This is a genomic window from Acinetobacter pullicarnis (assembly GCF_006352475.1).
GTDB classification, from domain to species: domain Bacteria; phylum Pseudomonadota; class Gammaproteobacteria; order Pseudomonadales; family Moraxellaceae; genus Acinetobacter; species Acinetobacter pullicarnis.
Window position 1 is genome coordinate 3192098 of sequence record NZ_VCMZ01000001.1, and the last position, 19460, is coordinate 3211557.

16 protein-coding genes are annotated in these 19460 nt (G+C 38.1%); 3 read left to right on the top strand and 13 right to left on the bottom strand.

Translation table 11 applies throughout. The annotated features are described in order from the left end of the window. Positions 1 to 14: 14 nt before the first annotated feature. Positions 15 to 2090 (bottom strand): zinc piracy TonB-dependent receptor ZnuD, encoded by a 2076-nt coding sequence (gene znuD, locus FD716_RS14175; RefSeq protein WP_139852939.1) that lies wholly within the window; start codon positions 2088 to 2090, stop codon positions 15 to 17. Between the two features lie 127 nt (positions 2091 to 2217). On the opposite strand from znuD, the gene FD716_RS14180 reads away from it, so the two are divergent. From FD716_RS14180 to FD716_RS14190, 3 genes are all read left to right on the top strand, one after another. Next, entirely contained in the window at positions 2218 to 2988 is a 771-nt protein-coding gene (locus FD716_RS14180; protein WP_139852940.1) for a DUF4184 family protein, read from the top strand. A 182-nt stretch (positions 2989 to 3170) separates the two neighbouring features. Next, positions 3171 to 4952 carry an aspartate--tRNA ligase gene (aspS, locus tag FD716_RS14185; RefSeq protein WP_139852941.1) on the top strand — a complete coding sequence of 594 codons (1782 nt, stop codon included), beginning with the start codon at positions 3171 to 3173 and terminating at the stop codon, positions 4950 to 4952. Positions 4953 to 5053: 101 nt separating this feature from the next. Then, on the top strand, positions 5054 to 5275 hold the full coding sequence (locus tag FD716_RS14190) for a hypothetical protein (RefSeq protein ID WP_139852942.1): 222 nt from the start codon (positions 5054 to 5056) through the stop codon (positions 5273 to 5275). A gap of 32 nt (positions 5276 to 5307) precedes the next feature. Here the strand turns inward: FD716_RS14190 and FD716_RS14195 are convergent, their stop codons facing one another. The 12 genes from FD716_RS14195 to glnE all read right to left on the bottom strand — a co-directional run bounded on the left by FD716_RS14195 (position 5308) and on the right by glnE (position 19346). After that, complete coding sequence (locus FD716_RS14195) at positions 5308 to 6459, bottom strand: glycosyltransferase family 4 protein (RefSeq protein ID WP_139852943.1); 1152 nt, start codon at positions 6457 to 6459, stop codon at positions 5308 to 5310. A 73-nt stretch (positions 6460 to 6532) separates the two neighbouring features. Further along, a complete protein-coding gene (locus FD716_RS14200; protein WP_139852944.1) occupies positions 6533 to 7318 on the bottom strand; it encodes a glycosyltransferase family 32 protein in 786 nt (261 codons plus the stop codon). A gap of 66 nt (positions 7319 to 7384) precedes the next feature. Continuing rightward, positions 7385 to 8137 carry a glycosyltransferase family 25 protein gene (locus tag FD716_RS14205; protein ID WP_323808192.1) on the bottom strand — a complete coding sequence of 251 codons (753 nt, stop codon included), beginning with the start codon at positions 8135 to 8137 and terminating at the stop codon, positions 7385 to 7387. Continuing rightward, positions 8138 to 9277: a non-hydrolyzing UDP-N-acetylglucosamine 2-epimerase gene (gene wecB, locus FD716_RS14210; protein ID WP_215895467.1), complete on the bottom strand. Its 1140-nt coding sequence runs from the start codon at positions 9275 to 9277 to the stop codon at positions 8138 to 8140. Positions 9278 to 9284: 7 nt separating this feature from the next. Beyond that, on the bottom strand, positions 9285 to 10379 hold the full coding sequence (locus FD716_RS14215; RefSeq protein ID WP_139852945.1) for a glycosyltransferase family 4 protein: 1095 nt from the start codon (positions 10377 to 10379) through the stop codon (positions 9285 to 9287). A 14-nt stretch (positions 10380 to 10393) separates the two neighbouring features. Then, complete coding sequence (locus FD716_RS14220) at positions 10394 to 11149, bottom strand: glycosyltransferase family 2 protein (RefSeq protein WP_139852946.1); 756 nt, start codon at positions 11147 to 11149, stop codon at positions 10394 to 10396. Then, complete coding sequence (locus FD716_RS14225) at positions 11143 to 11898, bottom strand: polysaccharide deacetylase family protein (protein WP_215895482.1); 756 nt, start codon at positions 11896 to 11898, stop codon at positions 11143 to 11145. The genes FD716_RS14220 and FD716_RS14225 overlap by 7 nt, the downstream gene beginning before the upstream one ends. Beyond that, complete coding sequence (locus tag FD716_RS14230) at positions 11895 to 12914, bottom strand: glycosyltransferase family protein (RefSeq protein WP_139852947.1); 1020 nt, start codon at positions 12912 to 12914, stop codon at positions 11895 to 11897. Before FD716_RS14230 ends, FD716_RS14225 begins: the two co-directional genes overlap by 4 nt. 94 nt (positions 12915 to 13008) lie before the next feature. Continuing rightward, positions 13009 to 14595: a phosphoethanolamine transferase gene (locus FD716_RS14235; RefSeq protein WP_228714955.1), complete on the bottom strand. Its 1587-nt coding sequence runs from the start codon at positions 14593 to 14595 to the stop codon at positions 13009 to 13011. Positions 14596 to 14629: 34 nt separating this feature from the next. After that, on the bottom strand, positions 14630 to 15541 hold the full coding sequence (locus FD716_RS14240) for a mitochondrial fission ELM1 family protein (protein WP_139852948.1): 912 nt from the start codon (positions 15539 to 15541) through the stop codon (positions 14630 to 14632). A 101-nt stretch (positions 15542 to 15642) separates the two neighbouring features. Next, positions 15643 to 16569 carry a branched-chain amino acid transaminase gene (locus tag FD716_RS14245; protein WP_139852949.1) on the bottom strand — a complete coding sequence of 309 codons (927 nt, stop codon included), beginning with the start codon at positions 16567 to 16569 and terminating at the stop codon, positions 15643 to 15645. Between the two features lie 26 nt (positions 16570 to 16595). Then, positions 16596 to 19346 carry a bifunctional [glutamate--ammonia ligase]-adenylyl-L-tyrosine phosphorylase/[glutamate--ammonia-ligase] adenylyltransferase gene (gene glnE / locus FD716_RS14250; RefSeq protein ID WP_139852950.1) on the bottom strand — a complete coding sequence of 917 codons (2751 nt, stop codon included), beginning with the start codon at positions 19344 to 19346 and terminating at the stop codon, positions 16596 to 16598. Between the last annotated feature and the right edge of the window lie 114 nt (positions 19347 to 19460).

Below are 19460 nucleotides of genomic sequence, written 5' to 3' on the forward strand. Positions count from 1 at the left end.
TGAAAAATACCCGATTAGAACTTCACATCGATACCCATCATAAAATTACGGCCCATTTGTGGAATTTGCGCAAGGAACGATGCATGTTGGTAGACTTTGTCATCTAACAAGTTATTGGCATTGAAGAACACACGATATTCCTCGGCAGCTTTATACTGTCCTGTATAAGACAGCCCGAGATTCAACATGTTATAGCCTTGGGTTGAACGTTCATAGGCACTGATATCATCTTGCTTAAACACATGATAATACTCGGCTGAACCTTTCCAATGCGCATCAAACTGTGCATCAAGCTTGGTACCTAAGCGACCGGCAGGAACACGTGGTGCATTTTCACTGTCAATTTTCCCGCGTACATAATCACCAAACACTGTCGCTTTATAGATTGGACTAAACTGATAAGCAATTGTCCCTTCTGCCCCATAAAACTTCGCTGAATCTTGCTGATATTGAATCAAACGAAAGTCTTCTACGCGGTCTAAGGTTTTCGCATAGATATAATCATCAAACCAGTTATGGTAGACATTTAAGCCATAACTGAGTGTCTGATCGTCATATTTAAAGCCAAGTTCGAGGTTGTTGGATTTCTCTTTAGATAACTGATCATTACCTAATTCATAGGTATTGGTCGCCACATGTACGCCATTTGAATACAACTCTTGCGCCAAAGGTAAACGCTCTTGATGAGAAGCAGTCAATGAAAGCGTGTAATCTGGTGCAAAATCCCAATGTGCAGCACCCGCATATGAAAATGCCGTACCATCAAAGTTTTTCTGCTTAGACTCAATATCTATTTTTTGGTAATCCAAACGCGTCCCCAGATCAAAGCGCAGATCACGCCATTGCTTCTGCTCTAAACCAAATAGGCTGTACTTTTGGGTTTTATTCGGTGCAAAAATTGCCTCAGTCCCAGTTAAATCGAGTTTTTGCTGAGATCCTTGCACGCCCCAAGTCCCTGTCCAACCCGCAACAGCAATATGATCTAATTCAACCCGTGCATCATAGGCTTTACTTTCAAAACGTGTTTTGGTGACATCCCCATCAATTTCATCATGATGATAATCGGTATAACTGGCTTGAACCCGTAATTTGTCAAAACCATTAAAAGGATCATTCAATTCAGAACGAAAATCATAGCGTTCAGAAGCCAAATCAATCCAAGCCCCACCATGCTCACCATGCTCACCATGCCCATGGTCATGGTCATCATCACCATCACCGTGATCGTCATGCCCACCACAATATAAACTCAAACCATGTAAATGACAGCTTTCATGCTCATGACTATGCCCTGGTAGACCATATTGGTCATTCCGTTTGCTATACGACACTCCCGCAAAACCACGCTCTCCAATCCAAGATAATCCCAAATTGACATTGTCGGACTCAGCAAAACTATCGCCAACACGACGTGATTTAACGTTGTGTACGTGATCGCCATGCTCTTCGATTACGGTATAGTCAGGGGTAATATAGTTGTTTGCTTTACGACTTAAGCCTTCAATACGTACTGCAACGTGATCACTCAAACCCACGGTTAAACCAGCATGCGCCAGTTTTTCATCATTCCCACTGTTGTAACGCACACCTGCTTGCCCTGCATAGCCCTTGTCTGGCATTTGGGTCGGTATTTTAGAATCAGTGACATTGACTAGGCCCCCTACAGAACCTGAACCGTACAGTAAGGTCGCAGGACCACGAATCACTTCAATTTTTTCTGCCAATTGCGGATCTACTGTAATTGCATGATCAGGAGAAAGACTAGAAACATCCATGGTTTCACTGCCATTTGCCGTCACTTTCACCCGTGCCCCGTCTTGCCCCCGAATCACAGGACGACTTGATCCTGCACCGAAACTACTTGCGGCGATTCCCAGTTCACCCTGTAATGCTTCCCCCAGCGTGCTCGCACTTTGTGCAAGTTGTACTTGATCTACACGTTGAACAGCTGCGAGGTCATCCGATACTTCCGCTGCAATCGTGATGGTGGCGAGCTGAATAGCTGTTGATGATGCTTCTTCTGCCCAACTGCTATTGGTCAAAATCGACAAAACGGCAAGGGCTAATGCACTTTGACTAAATTTTTTCATGTGGTGATCTAAGCTCATTGCTAATTTTTTGTTATGTTATAACATTTCAAATTATTTGCAATAAAAAACAACCTCGTTCAAAAAAATTTTATACACTGCCTACATTCATTTTTATTTGCGCGTTTTAATGCCTTTTACAGTTTCACATATGGTCATTGCACCGCCCCTTGCAAAATTAGTTGGCCAGCGTATTCCGATGGGTGCTTTTGCGATTGGTGCAATGGCTCCCGATTTATATCGATTATTTACCACTGAAACCTACAATTTAAGCCATCAATGGCAAGGGCTTTATACGATTAATCTGGCCATTGGCTTATTTTTCTGCTGTCTTTGGTATTTACTCTATCGACCAGTATTATTCCGCTTTTTAAATATTACAGACCCACTTGGTATTCGCTCTTTTAGACATGCTTGTGGTTTTATTCTCATGCTTTGCCTCGGTATAATGATCGGCACAGCCACGCACTTAATTTGGGATGGACTCACTCATCTCGACTTCAGAACTTTTGCATTCAGCGATTTTCTGGGGCAAGCCGTTACTTTCTCAAATCAAACTTATCCCATGCATCGTGTACTTCAAATTGGCTCATCAATTGTCGCATTGCCACTCGTTATATGGATGGTATTTCATTATTATTGCAAACATAAACAACCGCTTAAACTTAACAAAAACACCAAATACTTTGCCATCAGCCTCATGCTGATTAGTCTATTAAGCGGCTATTTTGCCTATCTGGATTATGCACAGGGTTTAAATATTGCTTTTGCTGATTTAGATTTATATGCATATTTCAGCCGTTCGATTAATCAGTTTGCCACGGCCACTTTAATCAGTTTTAGTTTGAGTTGTTTGGTTTTTTTAATTTTGGATTACTGTGGTTTATTTGAATCCAATTAGCCATTTTTCCATTTCCCTCCCTTTAAAATTAATATAGATAAAGATGAAATTTCGCTGTTTTTCTATCTAGTTCTTGTGACTATCTCCTCAAAGATGCATAATTGAGTGTTTCCCAAAGTAAGCTATAAATAGCTTACTTTTTTACTCAAATTTTAAATAATAGAAGTTGGACTTAGCACGCCATGATGCGAACTCATTACTGCGGCTCTTTAACAGAAGCCCAAATTGACCAAACAGTAACACTCTGCGGTTGGGTACACCGTCGCCGCGATCATGGCGGTGTAATCTTCCTCGATTTACGTGACCGTGATGGTCTTATCCAAGTCGTTATTGATCCAGACACCCCAGAAGCATTCGCAACAGCGGATAAATCACGCTCTGAGTTTGTACTCAAAGTGACTGGCCGTGTACGTCGTCGTTATGCTGGCACTGAAAATGCCAACATGGTGAGTGGTCAAATTGAAGTGCTTGGTAAAGAAATTGAAGTCCTTGCACAATCAGAAACACCACCATTCCCACTTAATGATGAAAACAGTAATGTTTCTGAAGAAGTCCGTTTGAAATATCGTTTCCTCGATATTCGTCGTCCAGAAATGTTAGACCGCCTACGTTTCCGCTCTAAAGTAACCAATCTAATTCGTAACTACTTAGATGATAACGGCTTCCTTGACGTGGAAACACCAATTTTGACCCGTGCTACCCCAGAAGGCGCACGCGATTACTTGGTGCCAAGTCGTGTTTCAAACGGTAGTTTCTATGCCCTACCACAATCACCACAATTGTTTAAACAACTGTTGATGGTTGGTGGTATTGATCGTTATTACCAAATTGCAAAATGTTTCCGTGACGAAGATTTACGCGCGGATCGTCAACCTGAATTCACACAAATCGACATTGAAACATCATTCCTAAGCGATGATGAGATCATGGATTTGATGGAAGGTATGACGGTTAAGTTGTTCAAAGACTTACTGAATATTGAATTCGACAAATTCCAACGCATGCCATATAGCGAAGCAATGCGTGACTATGCATCTGATAAACCAGATCTACGTATTCCATTAAAATTGGTTGACGTTGCTGATCTTATGCAAGACGTTGAATTTAAGGTTTTTGCAGGCCCTGCAAAAGATCCTAAAGGTCGTATTGTTGCTTTACGTGTACCTGGCGCTGGCGCATTGCCACGTAGTCAAATTGATGAATATACGAAGTTTGTTGGCATTTATGGTGCTCGCGGTTTGGCATACATTAAAGTTAACGAGCTTGAAAAAGGCATCGAAGGCTTACAGTCTCCTATCGTGAAATTTATCGAGCCAATCGTGCTTGATTTGTTGAAACGTGTTGGTGCTGAAAATGGTGATATCGTCTTCTTTGGCGCAGACAAAGCCAAAGTTGTAAACGATGCAATGGGTGCACTTCGTGTCAAAATTGGTCATGATCTAAATATGTCGACCTGTGAATGGGCGCCATTGTGGGTTGTTGATTTCCCAATGTTTGAAGAAACTGATGATGGCAAATGGACTTCTGTTCATCACCCATTCACGCTTCCAAAAAGCAGCGTAGAAGATCTGAAACGTAGTCCTGGTGAAGCACTCTCTGTTGCCTATGACATGGTGTTAAATGGTACTGAAGTTGGTGGTGGTTCACTCCGTATCTATACTTTAGAAATGCAAAAAGCCATTTTTGAAGCATTAGGTATTGGTGAAGAAGAAGCTGAAGAGAAATTTAGCTTCTTGCTCAACGCATTAAAATATGGCGCACCTCCACACGGTGGTTTGGCCTTCGGTTTAGACCGTCTTGTTATGCTCATGACGGGTGCTTCATCTATCCGTGATGTGATTGCATTCCCGAAAACTAAAGCGGCAGAATGTCCGTTAACGCAAGCACCTGCGCCAGTTGAAGCAAATCAATTGCGCGATTTGGGCATTCGTTTACGCGAAAAGCCAAAAGCTGAAGAGCAATAAGATTTAGCTTATAAAAAGGACGCTGTTTACAGCGTCTTTTTTAATTGAGATTAATTCTCATAAATGTGATAATACACTGCAATTTTTAAAGGTAATCTGCTATGGCTATGCGCCCTGAAGTACGTCGTCGTTCACTGGTGATCATTGTATTTTCAATTGTGCAATGGGGTTTTATGCGCTACATATTGGCCGAGCAACTTTTTAATTTAACGACCAATCAGCGTATCGTATTCTTCTGCATGAGCAGCCTCATTGGTGCCCTACTGATCTTTGTATCTTTGATTTATATGGTACTCGAAGGTAATAAAGAGACGAGTAGTTAAGCAAGTCTCTTTAAAATAAAGTTAGCAAATAATTAAGGCTTCGTTTGCTCAATTAAAATAGATCGTAGTTTTGTAACAAAATCCTCAACATTATGATATTTTTCAATATATTGTCTTGCCTGTTTTGCTAAATCTTGTCTTTTAGTTTCATCCTGTATTAAGAGATTAATCGCATTGACAAATAAATCAACTTTATCAAATCCATCGCCCAATACATCCCCAACATGAACACCAAATTTAGATGTTAAATCTTCAGGGTTACGATTACTTACGAGTAAGGTTCCATAAGATAAAGCCTCTAAAAATGATATTGGTAATGCCTCATGAATCGAAGTATTAACCAACAATTTAGCATCTCTTAGAAAAGCCTGCTTTTCATCACCATCAACATGCCCAGCAAAATGCAAGTTTTCAATTTTATAGTACTCTGCCATAATTTCAGAATTCTTGCTTTCCTCCCGAAAAGTCTGCCCTAAGACATAAAAGTCATGATCAGGCATACGCTTCGCAATTTCACAAAATAACCATCCTCTTTTCACTGACTCTAAACGACCTAAAAATATAATCATATTTTTTTTGGTATGATGCTCAACGTCAAATGCAGAATCAATATCAATAGGATTTGGTACATATTCAATATTAACTTTAGAGTCCAACCGATATAAATCAATCGCTTTTTGATTTAGAAAATAACCCTGAGAAATAAATTTAACTCGATTATTTTGATACCATTTATTTACTAGATCATAAATCGGCTGATTATAATAACTCGTCTCCGGAAATAATTTTACTGTATTGATTTCATCCCATTCATACATCGGTCTAGGATCTTGAATCCATAAAATTAATTTTTTATTTTTATCTGCTTCATTTTCTAAAACGTAATTAGATGTAAGCTCAATACTTAAATAAATATCATAATTCTGTTTTTTTAACCATTGCCGAGCAAACCATTTTCTTCTTGGTAATCGATAAAGATCAATACCATCGACCTCATATTGATCTGCCACAAGTGCTCGGCTTCCCTTACCTAATAATATATCAATCTGAATATTTTCCTTAGATAAGTATTTAGCAATATAATTACGAGCTAAAAAACCATATCCGCCAAATGCAGTATTTGCTCCACCAAAATACTCATCAACAATTAACCCAACCTTGATTGGTGTATTTTTTTCACTCATTATGCTCTCAACAACAATATATTGGATGGTCTAATACGATCTGAAATCTTATTAAGCTCTTTTTAACAAAGTATTAGATTTCATTTCTCAACAACTTATACATCACACTACGGTGATCTAGCTGATCAAAATCAATACCTTTTAGACGTTCATTATATAAGTGAATACAGACTGTCCGCGAAGAGGTAATATCGCTCACCTTTAAACCTGGGTCACAAAACTGGTCAACACATAAATAATGAACTGGGTAAAAAATATCAATTGGCTCTACCTGTTTAATAAGATCCAACTGCTTTACATAGTATGTTATTGCTTTAGGCCCAATAACACCCCAAGGCATATCTGCTAGGCTTCTACCTATGCCCAGTATTTTTTTAGTTTTCAATCGAAATTGACGACTACTTGAGTACCAAGGTGGTACAAAATAAGGATCGTAAGCAGCTTTTAAAAGCCAATTAAGTAAGTCACTCTCTTTAGGTATTCTTAATATAGCTCCATTAATACATTCATCATCTTCAAAACCAAGCACATAGCCATGTTCAGGTATGATGACTGGCTGTAGACAATAAACATCGCAGTCGACATACACCCCATCTACTTTTCTCATTAATTCATAGCGAAAAATATCTGAAAAAAGTGCATAGCTTCCCGTCTGATTATGCTTAATAATTTTACTTTCTGGAATAACTTCATTAGCATCAACTTGCTTTACACCATGAGGAATATCATCAATATCACCATAGGTATGTAAATGGACTTCATGTCCCCGCATTACAAAAGAATTAAGACAACAACGAGAAATCGAACCAAGTTTTTTCCCAATCCATAATGCATGAATAATCGCTAATTTTTTTGACATAAATAATGACCTTTAGATGAATTATTTATTGAATCTCTTAATGAAAAAGTCAACTACAATTTACGGCTAGCTATACTTAGTATTCTGTATTTTTGCCAACTCCTTAGATAATCCTCGTCCGTAAATACTACGATGGATATCTTTTTTCTTTTTCCTTTCTAACTCTAAATAACTCGTATCTTGTGTTTGTTCGACTGGGTGATCTATAAGATTTGTCATAAATATTTTTGCATTTTTGTCAAAATCATATAAGTAGCTCCAATCATCTGCTCTACGTACCTTTTCATGGTAATTTATTAACGTCATTGCCATTTCACGATCAATAACATATGCAAAGGTATAACAGACTCTCTCATAAAAATGCTTATTAACTTGTAATACGTTTTTACTAAAAAATTTACTTTCAATAAATTTACCTCTCACATTCAGGCAAACTTTCAATTGAATACCACCCAAACTAAATAAAAAGTTAGGTTTTAATTCCAGAGCGATCAATTGATTGCAAAGATCTTCAAATACCAAAGACTCGGGGAGTATTGCATCATCTTCAAATATTAAAGCAAGTTTTTGGTCTGTGCTTAAAAACTGTTTATAAATTTCGAGATGAGAAAGGCTACAGCCTAATTCACCTGGACTAAGTGGCTGCTGTCTTCCATGAACAGCCAAGTTAAAATATTCTTTTGCACTTAACTCTCCCCCTTTTACACCAATAACTGTTATTTCATCAGGTTTATACTTTTTGAAAAAAAATTGCCCAAAGAATGTAGTTAATCTTGGACTTTCTAGATCTTCGATACTCACAACAAAAGTTCTAATCATTCAAGGAGCCTTAAGCAAATAATAGTTTTTTAATGCATGAGATATCTGATGGGATGCCGTTCCATCTCCATAAGGATTATTCGCTTCTGACATTGATTGATATAACTTTGAATCAGTGAGCAATAGCTTCACATTCTCAGTAATACTTTTTTGGCTTGCTCCAACCAATTTAACCGTTCCAGCAGTTACAGCTTCTTCTCGCTCAGTCGTGTCACGCATAACTAAAACAGGAACACCTAAACTAGGAGCTTCTTCTTGAATCCCGCCTGAGTCAGTTAAAATAATATAGCTATGCTTCATTAAATTAATAAACTCTAAATATGATTGTGGAGGAAGAAGAAAAACGTTATCTAAATTCCCTAAATACTCATTAACAACAAGTTGAACATTAGGATTTAAATGAACAGGATAAACAAAATCTACATTTGGATATTCTATTGATAACTCTCTAATCGCCAAACAAATATTTTTAAATCCGTCTCCAAAGTTTTCTCTACGGTGCCCTGTAATTAAAATAAGCTTTCTACTTTCCGAGAAAACAAAATATGATCCATCTAAGTTCTTTGGTAATGCCAATTTAGCTTGATCGATAACGCTATATAAAGCATCAATTACTGTGTTTCCAGTAATAATCACAGCTTCACGTGAGATGCCCTCATTCAATAAACATTGACTTGCCAATTCTGTTGGTGAAAAATGTAAGTTTGCAATTTTTGAAATTAACTGTCGATTACCTTCTTCTGGCCAAGGTGATTGTAAATTATATGTACGAAGACCTGCTTCGACATGACCAATATTAATTTTATTATAAAAAGCTGACTGGGCAATCACAAAAGCAGATAGAGTATCACCGTGCACTAATACTATCGTTGGCCGAAACTGCGAATAAATATCATCCATTTTATAAAGTATTTTAGACGCTAAAATACTTAATGTTTGATTTGGTGCCATCAAATTTAAATCAAAATCAGGCGTAATGTCAAAAACTTTTAAGACCTGGTCTAACATTTCTCGATGCTGCCCAGTTACTAATACTCGTATATCAAAACTGAGGTCATCTTGGAGTGCTTTAACTAATGGTGCCATTTTAATTGCTTCAGGCCTTGTACCGAAAGCAATTAATACTTTTATCTTATCCACATCAACCTCAAAGAATTTTCTTATAATAATCTTCAGTAATTTTAGCAATTACCGACCAATCAAAATTTTTCTGCGCTCTCAAAGCACTAGCATGGCTGAGTTCAATATACCTTTGATCAGAGAATCCTAATACTTCATCAATCTTAGCAGCAATTGCCTCGGCATCATTTGGTGGGACTAAAAAGCCAGTTTCCTCCTCCTTAATTAAATAAGGAATACCACCAACATTGGTCCCAATCAGCGGTAAACCCGATGACATAGATTCAAGGCCTGTAATGCTTGTTGCTTCATAAAATGATGGCAACACAGAATAATCTGCTTGCTGATAAATTGACGGCATTTCTGCATTTTTAACAGCACCCAAGAAAATCACTTTATCTTGTATTCCAGCGTCAATAAAGATCTGCTGCATTTTCTCTTTCTCTGTACCAACTCCAGCTATTAATACTTTAAAATTTGTTTTTTTAACTAAAGTTAATGCTTTTGCAAATACTACAACACCATTTTTCTCTACGAGTCGTCGAGCAAGTACAAAAGTTTTTATCATCGAAATAGTAGATAAGTCTTTTGCAATAAACTTCGAAGTATCTACACCATTTGATACAAAATGAACTGGCCCAGTAAACCCAATTTTTAATGTTGCTTCACATAACTCAACACTTGGTGCTAAGACCATAGCAACATGCTTCATACGTGAACGTAAACGACCTTGTAAGATTAGAGGCTTCTCTAGGCGTTTTAAAAAACCAGAAGTGTGGTTGGTAAAGACAATTGGAATATTTAGATTTTTAGTCGACTCTAAAGGACGCATGCCATGAACATGAATTAAATCCATGGGATTTTTCTTTAAGAAAGCTTTTAATTGCTTTGACATTCCCCAGTTATAAAATGGTTTTTGCCATAAAACTTTAAATCGATGCACATAGACACGATCCATTAATTCAAATGTTTCACTCTCTTCAACTAATGAGGTTAAAACATGAACCTCATGCCCCAAATCGACTAATGCTTTGGCGAGCTCATGAGCATGTGAAGCAACACCACCTAAGGTTGGCGGAAAGTCTGTTGAAAGGAAACATATTTTCAATTTCAAATCACTCAATAAAAAATTCTAAGCTATTGTAGCTTCTTTCTCTCAAACAGTTTCGCTTCTTTTAAAAAAGCATAGAAAGCATTAATCATACTACTGACAAAACCACGCCAACCATTAAAACAATTACGGCGAATAAAGTAAGACTTTATAAAGGTCATCGGCATAATCAAGATCAATTTTAAAATGCTTGGATGCTTCCCTTTTTCAAATTTCTCTAATGCTTTTAAATTTGAATACTGGTTGTTCTTTTCGACTTTAATAAAAATACTCGATTCACCATAATGAAAAATATCTGCTTGTGCTTTAAGTGTTTCACCAGTAACCACGACATTTTCATGGACTTTATTGGCTAAATCATACTGTCCTTTGGCCTTACGGAAAAAACGGGTTTTTGCATGTTTTTTGGTATGTTTACTATTTGCCACACCTAAAAATACGTCATTGATCGGTGTGATTAATCCATCGATTTTATTTTCTGAAATCACCTGAACAATTTCTTTTTTTAGGGCTTCTGAAAGAACTTCATCACCATCTAAATTGAGTACCCATTGTTGCTGACATTGTGCCAATGCCAAGCTTTTCTGAACAGCATAACCCTGCCAATCTTGATGCATAATACGGGTGTTGGCAAAACTTTCTGCGATTTCATAGGTTCTGTCTGTACTGCCCGAATCTAAAATAATAACCTCAGCAAAATCTTTAACACTATTTAGCGTTGCATCGAGCCATTCGGCACAATTCAGAGTCACAATATAGACACTACATGGAATACTCATAATTTATAACGTCCTTTTGCTAAGGCAATCCGCATTTGCAATGCATTCATTGCACCGTGAGTACTTACGCGAGGTAAATTGTATTGATTGGCATCACTATAGCTTTCTATTTTTTTACGGGTAGACACTGCATTAATAAAACCAATGTCTTTGGCCATTTGTTCATGCTGTGCATTAAAACGACCAAAGGGATAAGCAAAACTTGGGCATTTTCCCACCAATGCTTCCACATCCATTTTCGAGCTCTGCATTTCTTGATACGCCTGCTCATCACTGAGTTTCAGTAAATTCACATGATGCTGCGTATGTGCTCCAAATTCAACTACCCCCGAAGCAGCCATTTCTTGAATCTGCTCAACCGTTAATGTTTCAATGCCTGCAATTTGAGTTGCAAGATAAATTGTGGCCTTGGCATTATATTTTTTTAATAGCGGATAAGCATATTGGTAGTTATCTAAAAAGCCATCATCAAAACTTAATGCAACCACATTGTGTTGCCCCTGATATTCCCCAAGTTCAGAAACAAAACAAAATGTGCTGCCTTTATTTTGTAAATATTGCAGTAACTGCTCAAATTTCTGCGGTGGCATATTCATGCCAGAGGCTTCTGCATCGGGTGTCACTTGATGCAACATTACAATTCTCGGCAATTTCGCAGTGCGAAAAGGTAACCAAAAAGTATAGTTCCCTAGTAAATATAGGATACCTGCCAATACAAGAACAGCCAGTAATGTATAAAGCATCCACATTATCGATATACCTCAGTTGCCCATTCATAATCTTCTGATAACGGCAGATCAAAAGTAACTTCTAGCATAAACTGGGTAATACGTTTACTGTTAAAAGATCTATGTGACTTCTCCCAGCCCCGCTTTGCGATATCGAAGGCAGCCTGCTCACTCTCTAAATAAAAATAAAATTTTTCGACTAAGTCATTAAAATCATTAAAATAAACAATTTCTTCCTCATTATAGAGCAACTCAAAATCAGGAATTTTAGGACTGAATGTTAATAATCCATTGCCAGTCAATTGCGCGATACGATCTGAAGAGTATAGCGTTATATCATTTCTGCGTGAGAAATTTAACCCCATTTTTGATTGAGCCAAAACTTGTAAATACTGGCTCCCATAAACAGCTAAATTATTATGAATACCATAGCAACTAATGTGATTTCTCATACTATCAATCAAAGATAATATAAATTTCTCCCTCAATGAACCTTTATCAAATGTACCAAAAAAAACAAAATCATTTTTAAAATCAGTACAGTTAAACTGTTTTAAACTTTCTATTGTTCTATTAACCATATTTGGAATATATGCAACTTTATTAGTTATCGTCTTAAATTGCTGCAAAAGCTCTCCACCTGTAGTGCAAAACAACGCGTCAACATAAGGTGAAAAGTTAAAAATAAACTGGCTTTTTTTCTTATCACATAGCCAATCAACATACCAAAATGCAATTTTAGTTTGCGGATAGCGCTGTTTAATCTCTTTGAGTACCAAAGGACTCATAAGATCACTATGTCCAATTAGAACCAAATCAGGCTCAAGATTCTCAATAATTTTTAAAATCTCTTTATTGGCCCAGCCTGCACCCAATTTTTTGGTTTTAAAAATCGTACCCATTCGTGCCATATCACGAAAACTGAAGTCATAAACAAAATGACCATTTTCAATTAATCCAGCAGATATTTTTCGGTCTGTGCAATAAAAATGAGCACCTTGTTTATTAAAACCAAAATTTGCTATATGCAGTATTTTCATAAATTCAACTTTATTTCATTCTTAATTGAAAGAGGTAAGCCACAGCTTCGAGAAACAACCGAAAGTATATACCCGACTCGTTAGTTTAACATTTTCATTGCAAGCTATTATAAGGAATATTGGTGTTCCAGTTAAAAACGATTGGATTTGAGTTTGAAGTAATTGTATCCAAGTGCTTCTGCTCACTCAGATATGGTGCTTTCACACCGATTAAACCTGCATAAATATCCATAAAATCAAAAGCACTTATACTTTTCTTCATATAGTTTTTCTGTTTAGCATCACTACTGAGTACAAAAAAAGGCACTTGATAGTTGGCTTTGTATTCATTATCAACATATATGGCTCCATCCACTATTCTCATACCATGATCCGAAAAGTAGGTGATATTAAAGCTACGTTTGGCTTGAGTTAAAGTTTGATAAATCTGCTGTATAAAACTATCAAGCTTATTGATGCTCGATAAGTAACAGTTCATTGGCTTAGATTGATCAGCATAGAGTTTTGGACTATCAAATAAACGCTCACACGCATCAGGATGCGATCCCATCATATGAATAAATATAATATTCTTTTGACCTTTATACTTATCAAGTTCAGCAGCCAGCATTGCAATCATTTCGTTATCATCAATATCTTGTGACATATAGTTGCCACTCTTTAGAAAACGCTTTTGATCTGCATGAATCGCTATTTTAGATATAGCAGTATCATTTTTCCCAACAAAGCCTTGATTCGAAATCCAAATCGTATTGTAATTTGCCTGTTTTGCTAAGCTCATTACATTCATCGAAATATGTATATTATTGTCTTGATCTATATATGCCAACGTTCGAGGTAAGCTCGGTGCCGTATTTGCAGAGGTTGAAATATATTCATCAACCACAGTAAGTGGCATTGAATCTAAAAATGGCGTGGTTTTCTTTGGATACCCATAGAGTGATAAGTAATTGCGCTGTACGCTTTCACCAATAATAAAAACTTGATTATCATATGGAGCTTTGACCTCAGTTACTTTCCAATCTGGGATGATTTTATTACCAGCATAAAGTAGTTTTTCTTCTTTCTTATAATTAATGACTGCTCTTGCTGTCTGTATAAAGAACAGATTAAAAACGTTGATCACGAGAACAATAGCAATAAAAGTTTTATGTAATTTAACCTGATAAATCTCTTTTTTATAAAAGAAAAAATAACAAATCGCAATCAACAAGATCAATGCATAAAGTACATATTTATATTGAAGCACTGAAAAAAACTCCAAAGCCTCATTATGATTGGTCTGAAATACTGAGGCGATGATCCCAATAGACATATGCCCCTGAAGGAATCCTGTTCCCGTTGCAATATATAAAGTAAGTATTAAAAATAAGACTAAAGCAAATTTTCTAAATAAAGCACAAGATGATTGTTTTATAAAGATGATCAAAAAAGTTGTAAAAAAGACAGTCCCGATAAATGCTGGAATACCTTTAGGTTCTAACAGTAAATCCCAGAGTCCAATACCGATACATAAACCTAATGAAATCAAGACTGGTAGGCTATAGAGGTTTAAAAACTTGATCAATACTGTAACACCGAAGAATAAAGTGTGAATTCTATCAATGAATGTTTTAAAAGTATCTATAATAATGTAGTCGTATTTCAGGTTATTACAAAATAGAACACGTGAATATTCCATTTAGACTCACAAAAATCTCATTGATATTCAATGTTTAATATTTCTTATTTGAATAACACTGAGCTAAAATAAGTCTCGCAACCCGATCAGCCTCATTTAAGCTGATCGGAGTAGCCAATTGATTTAAATTAAAATACTTAACCAATACTTGGCTTTCAAGTAATTGATCAACAGCATGGGTAATACGGTCTTGTTTCAGTCGATCTATTTCAATCAAACCCACGCGACAACCTGCGGTTAAGGCTTCAAAAATCATAGAGACACTGTCTTCTGTGACCCAGACCGCTTCAGCCAATTGCATCTGCTCAAAAATCCAACCTTGTGCTGTTTCTTCAACGGGGAAAACCTCCAATTGTGTAGCAAATTTCTCTGTACTTAGTCTTTTGAGAAAGTCTGTAGGAGTCCGCCTTGATGTGGTTAATATTAGTTTAGATGCTGGATTTTCTTTAACAATTGCCGCAAGTGCCTGCATCACCTTCGTTGAATTCCATTGATGACGTTTTGAGCTCCCACCTAATGCAATTAAAATACGACTGGCTTGATGGCGCTGCTGATTCATAATCGGATTTAAAGCACCACGAGTAATCAAAACCTGTTCACTTGCAGCAATACCATCATGTTGTGGAATTACGGCATAATCAAACCAAGTCAATGGATAATTCGGTTTCATTAAAATAATGGTCTTTGCCAGAGGGTAAACCTTACCAAGCATCAAAACGCGAAGTTGAGTATGACTGCCTACCCCAATAATATAATTGGGTTGCTGCTGCATACTGGCAAGATTCTTTTTTATAACTGCCATGAACAGTAAAAATAATGGGAGATCTTGAATGAATACTTCTTGGAAGCTGAGTGACTGAGAATGCTGTCGTTGCATCGCCTGATATAGCCCCAGTGCCTGAGAACGATGTCCCGCCTTGCCATCACTCACATATACAATATGCATCTACTCATCCCTTACTCATTGTTGATCTATACCCATCTTAAAATATCTACGCATAAAAAAAGGCGAAACTTAAGTTTCGCCTTTGATATTAACGGATTCACTTATTTAATATAAGTTAACCAGTGTGCATATTTTGGATCTTTGCCTTTTACTGCATCAAAGAATGCTTTTTGAATCTGTTCAGTAATCGGACCACGTGAACCACAACCAATTTCACGGTCATCATATTCACGAATAGGAGTGACTTCAGCAGCGGTACCGGTAAAGAAAGCTTCATCCGCAATATAGAACTCATCACGGGTAATACGGCGTTCAATAACCTCATAACCTAAATCTTTAGCAATGGTGATAATGGTTTGACGAGTAATCCCATCCAATGCACCACCAGAGATTTCTGGCGTATGTAATACACCATCTCGAATTAAGAAGACGTTTTCACCAGATCCTTGACAAACATAACCTTGTGGGTCCATCAACATTGCTTCGTCATAGCCCGCATGTGCGACTTCCTGATGCGCAAGAATAGACAAGGTATAGTTACCTGATGCTTTGGCTTTGCACATGGTGACATTTGGGTGGTGATGCGTGAAAGATGACGTTTTTACGCGAATGCCTTTGGCCATCGCTTCGTCACCTAAATAAGCACCCCAGCTCCATGCAGCAACAACCGCATGAATCGTATTGTCTGTTGCTGCAATACCGAGTTTCTCAGAACCAATGAAAATAATTGGGCGTAGATAGCAAGAAGACAGTTTGTTCTCACGCACTACATCAATTTGGGCTTGTTCAAGGGTTGCTTGATCAAACGGGACTTTCATTTGATAAATCTTTGCTGAATTCAACAAACGTTTAGTATGGTCTTGAAGACGAAAAATCGCAGTTCCATTTGGTGTTTCATAGGCACGAACGCCCTCAAACACGCCCATACTATAATGTAAGGTATGGGTTAAGACGTGAGTTTTTGCTTCACGCCAATCAACCATTTGTCCATCTTGCCAAATAAAACCATCACGATCAGCCAAATTCATGGCACACACTCCAAATTTTCACATTATTATTCACACCCTACAACGACGTCCGCTGTAGGATCAATTAATCTTTGCCACAATTTGCAAACGATCACCCGGGTATCATGCCATTCCATCGCATTGACTTGCATGGATTGGTTTGCAAGTGCTAATAGATGACTCTCGGCGCGTTCGCGAAGATAAGCCTGAATCAGTGCAGAAGCATCTTCGCTGGATAAGCAATTGGCTTTAGCTGCATCTTCGAGGATTCGTACATTGTCGGAATAATGGGCGAGATCATGATTCGTCCCACTCCAAGCTAACACCACATACTGTGCCATAAATTCAATATCAACGATACCACCTGCATCCTGTTTTAAATGAAAAATCCCATGTTTTTTTTGCTCCTTAGATGAACCAAGGTGATCTTTCATTTTTTGCCGCATGTTCAAGACTTCTTGACGCACCCGTTGTTCATCTCTGGGCATCGTCAAAATATCACAGCGTAACTGTTCGAATTTTTCTCGTAGGCTGGTTTCTCCAGCAATTGAGCGTGCACGCACCAAGGCCTGATGCTCCCAGACCCAGGCACTTTTCAACTGATACTGCTCAAATGCACGCATACTGGTCACCAAGAGACCGGCTTCTCCTGATGGTCGTAAACGGGTATCAACCTCATAAACTCGCCCATCAAGGGTTTGTGTGGTCATAAATGACATAAACTTTTGTGCGACACGCATCGCAAATTCGAAACCACTAATTTGCTTATGCCCATCTGTATCCGCCTGTTCATCAAGGTTGTGCATAAACACTAGATCAAGATCGGAGCCATAGCCCAACTCAATCCCACCGACCTTGCCATACCCCACCACCACAAAGCCCATCTGCTGCAAACTACAACGCTGCCCTTCTGGCGTTACCGGATAACCATGCCGCTTAACCACGGTTTGATAAGCCAAGTTCAAAGTTGCAATCACCGAAACTTCTGCGATATCTGTCAATGCATCAGAGACTTTCATGAGTGGGCTTTCTGCCAGAACATCACTGGCTGCAACCGTCAATACATTGGATTTTTTAAATAACCGCAGTACTCGCATCAGATCTTCGACTTGATCAATTTCAATGCGCAGCAACTGTTGACGTAATGAGTCTTCAAGATCACGGCGTTTAGGCAACTCAAAGTCCATCGACAAAAACTCATCCAACAACACTGGATAATGCGTCAACTCTTCGCAAATCCAAGGACTTACTGTTGCCATTTTCACTAAACGTTGCAATGCGCCTTTACTCTCAATCAACATCACCAGATACACAGTGCGTCGCATTACCGACTCAACCAAAGGCATCAAGCGCATCAGGGCAATTTGCGGTTTATCCGACTGTAATACTGCCCCAATCAAATGCGGCCAAAACTCTTTCAGTCGTTGTACCGCTTTTGCAGGAAGCTTTTTAATGGCATGCCCAAACCAAAATTCTTTGACGAGATTCTTTGAAGGTTCATCTAAAATTTCATCTAATTGCACTTCCAACTGACTAAACGTAGTCGTTGGTGAATCTAACGCTTTCTCTTTAATTACATGTTCAAACTGATAAATCACTTTTTCACGTTTTAGATTCAGTACCGCTAAAAAAGCATCCCAACTGTCAAAGCCTAAGGTGTGAATCATCCGCTGTTGCAAGTCTGGCTCAGTGGGTAAGGATTGAGTCTGTTGATCATTTAATGCCTGAATCGCATGTTCGACGCGACGTAAAAAAAGATAGGCATCTTCCAAATCAATCACCGCCTGCTCATCTAGCAGACCGACCTCCCCCAAATGCTTTAGACTCAACAAACATTGGCGATCTTGCAGTTCTAGTTTAGAACCACCATAAATCAATTGAAAAACTTGAACAATAAATTCAACTTCTCGAATTCCGCCAGCACCTAACTTGATATCATCCGTAATATGACGGCGTACCACTTCACGCTCAATCATGGTTTTCATTTCACGCATGGCTTCAAAGGCGGTGTAATCGACATATTTTCGGAACACAAATGGGCGCGTCATTTTCAGCAACGCCTCGCCCTCTTCGCCACCGGTCACAATACGTGCTTTAATCCAGGCATAGCGTTCCCATTCACGGCCATGCTGGCTTAAGTATTTTTCCAAAGCCACATGGCTGATGGCCAGAGCTGAACCATCCCCCCAAGGACGCAAACGCATATCGACGCGAAATACAAATCCATCTGCTGTAATTTGATCCAACAGATAAATCAGTTTTTGTCCCCAGAGAATGCAAAATTGTTGTACATCAATACTTTTACGACCATTGGTTTCACCTTGTTCATCAAAGGCAAAAATCAAATCGATATCACTGGAAAGGTTCAGCTCTTGTGCGCCTAATTTCCCCATGGCGACCACAATTAAATTCTGTACTTTTCCGCTATAACTAATCGGTTCCCCATATTTCAAAATCAGCGGACCAAGGGCAAATGCCTTGGCGGCACAAATACATGCATCTGCAAAATCTGACAGTTCTCGGGTTAAACTCATCACATCGGTCTGCTGATTGGCATCTTGCCAAATCCAACGAAACATTAAGCGTGTACGTAATACTCGAATCGCTTGCATCCAGCGAGCTTCATCTTCGATCTCAGCAATACTATCTTGTACGCGTTGATAAATTTGTGCCGTTGATAAAGACAACTGAAATTGATCTACAGCATAATCTGCATCTAAATCCTTTTGATGTAATCCCAACACAAGTTCTGCATATTGACTTGCAATTAATGTTTTTTTCAACTGCTCAGCATTCATCAAAAAGTCTTCAATTTTAAAGGTCTTAATAGTTATAACAGGGACACCTGTGCTTTTGAAACTTTGTTTTAGAAGAATTGCGATAAATCGTTTTACCCAACGCGGTACAGTTAC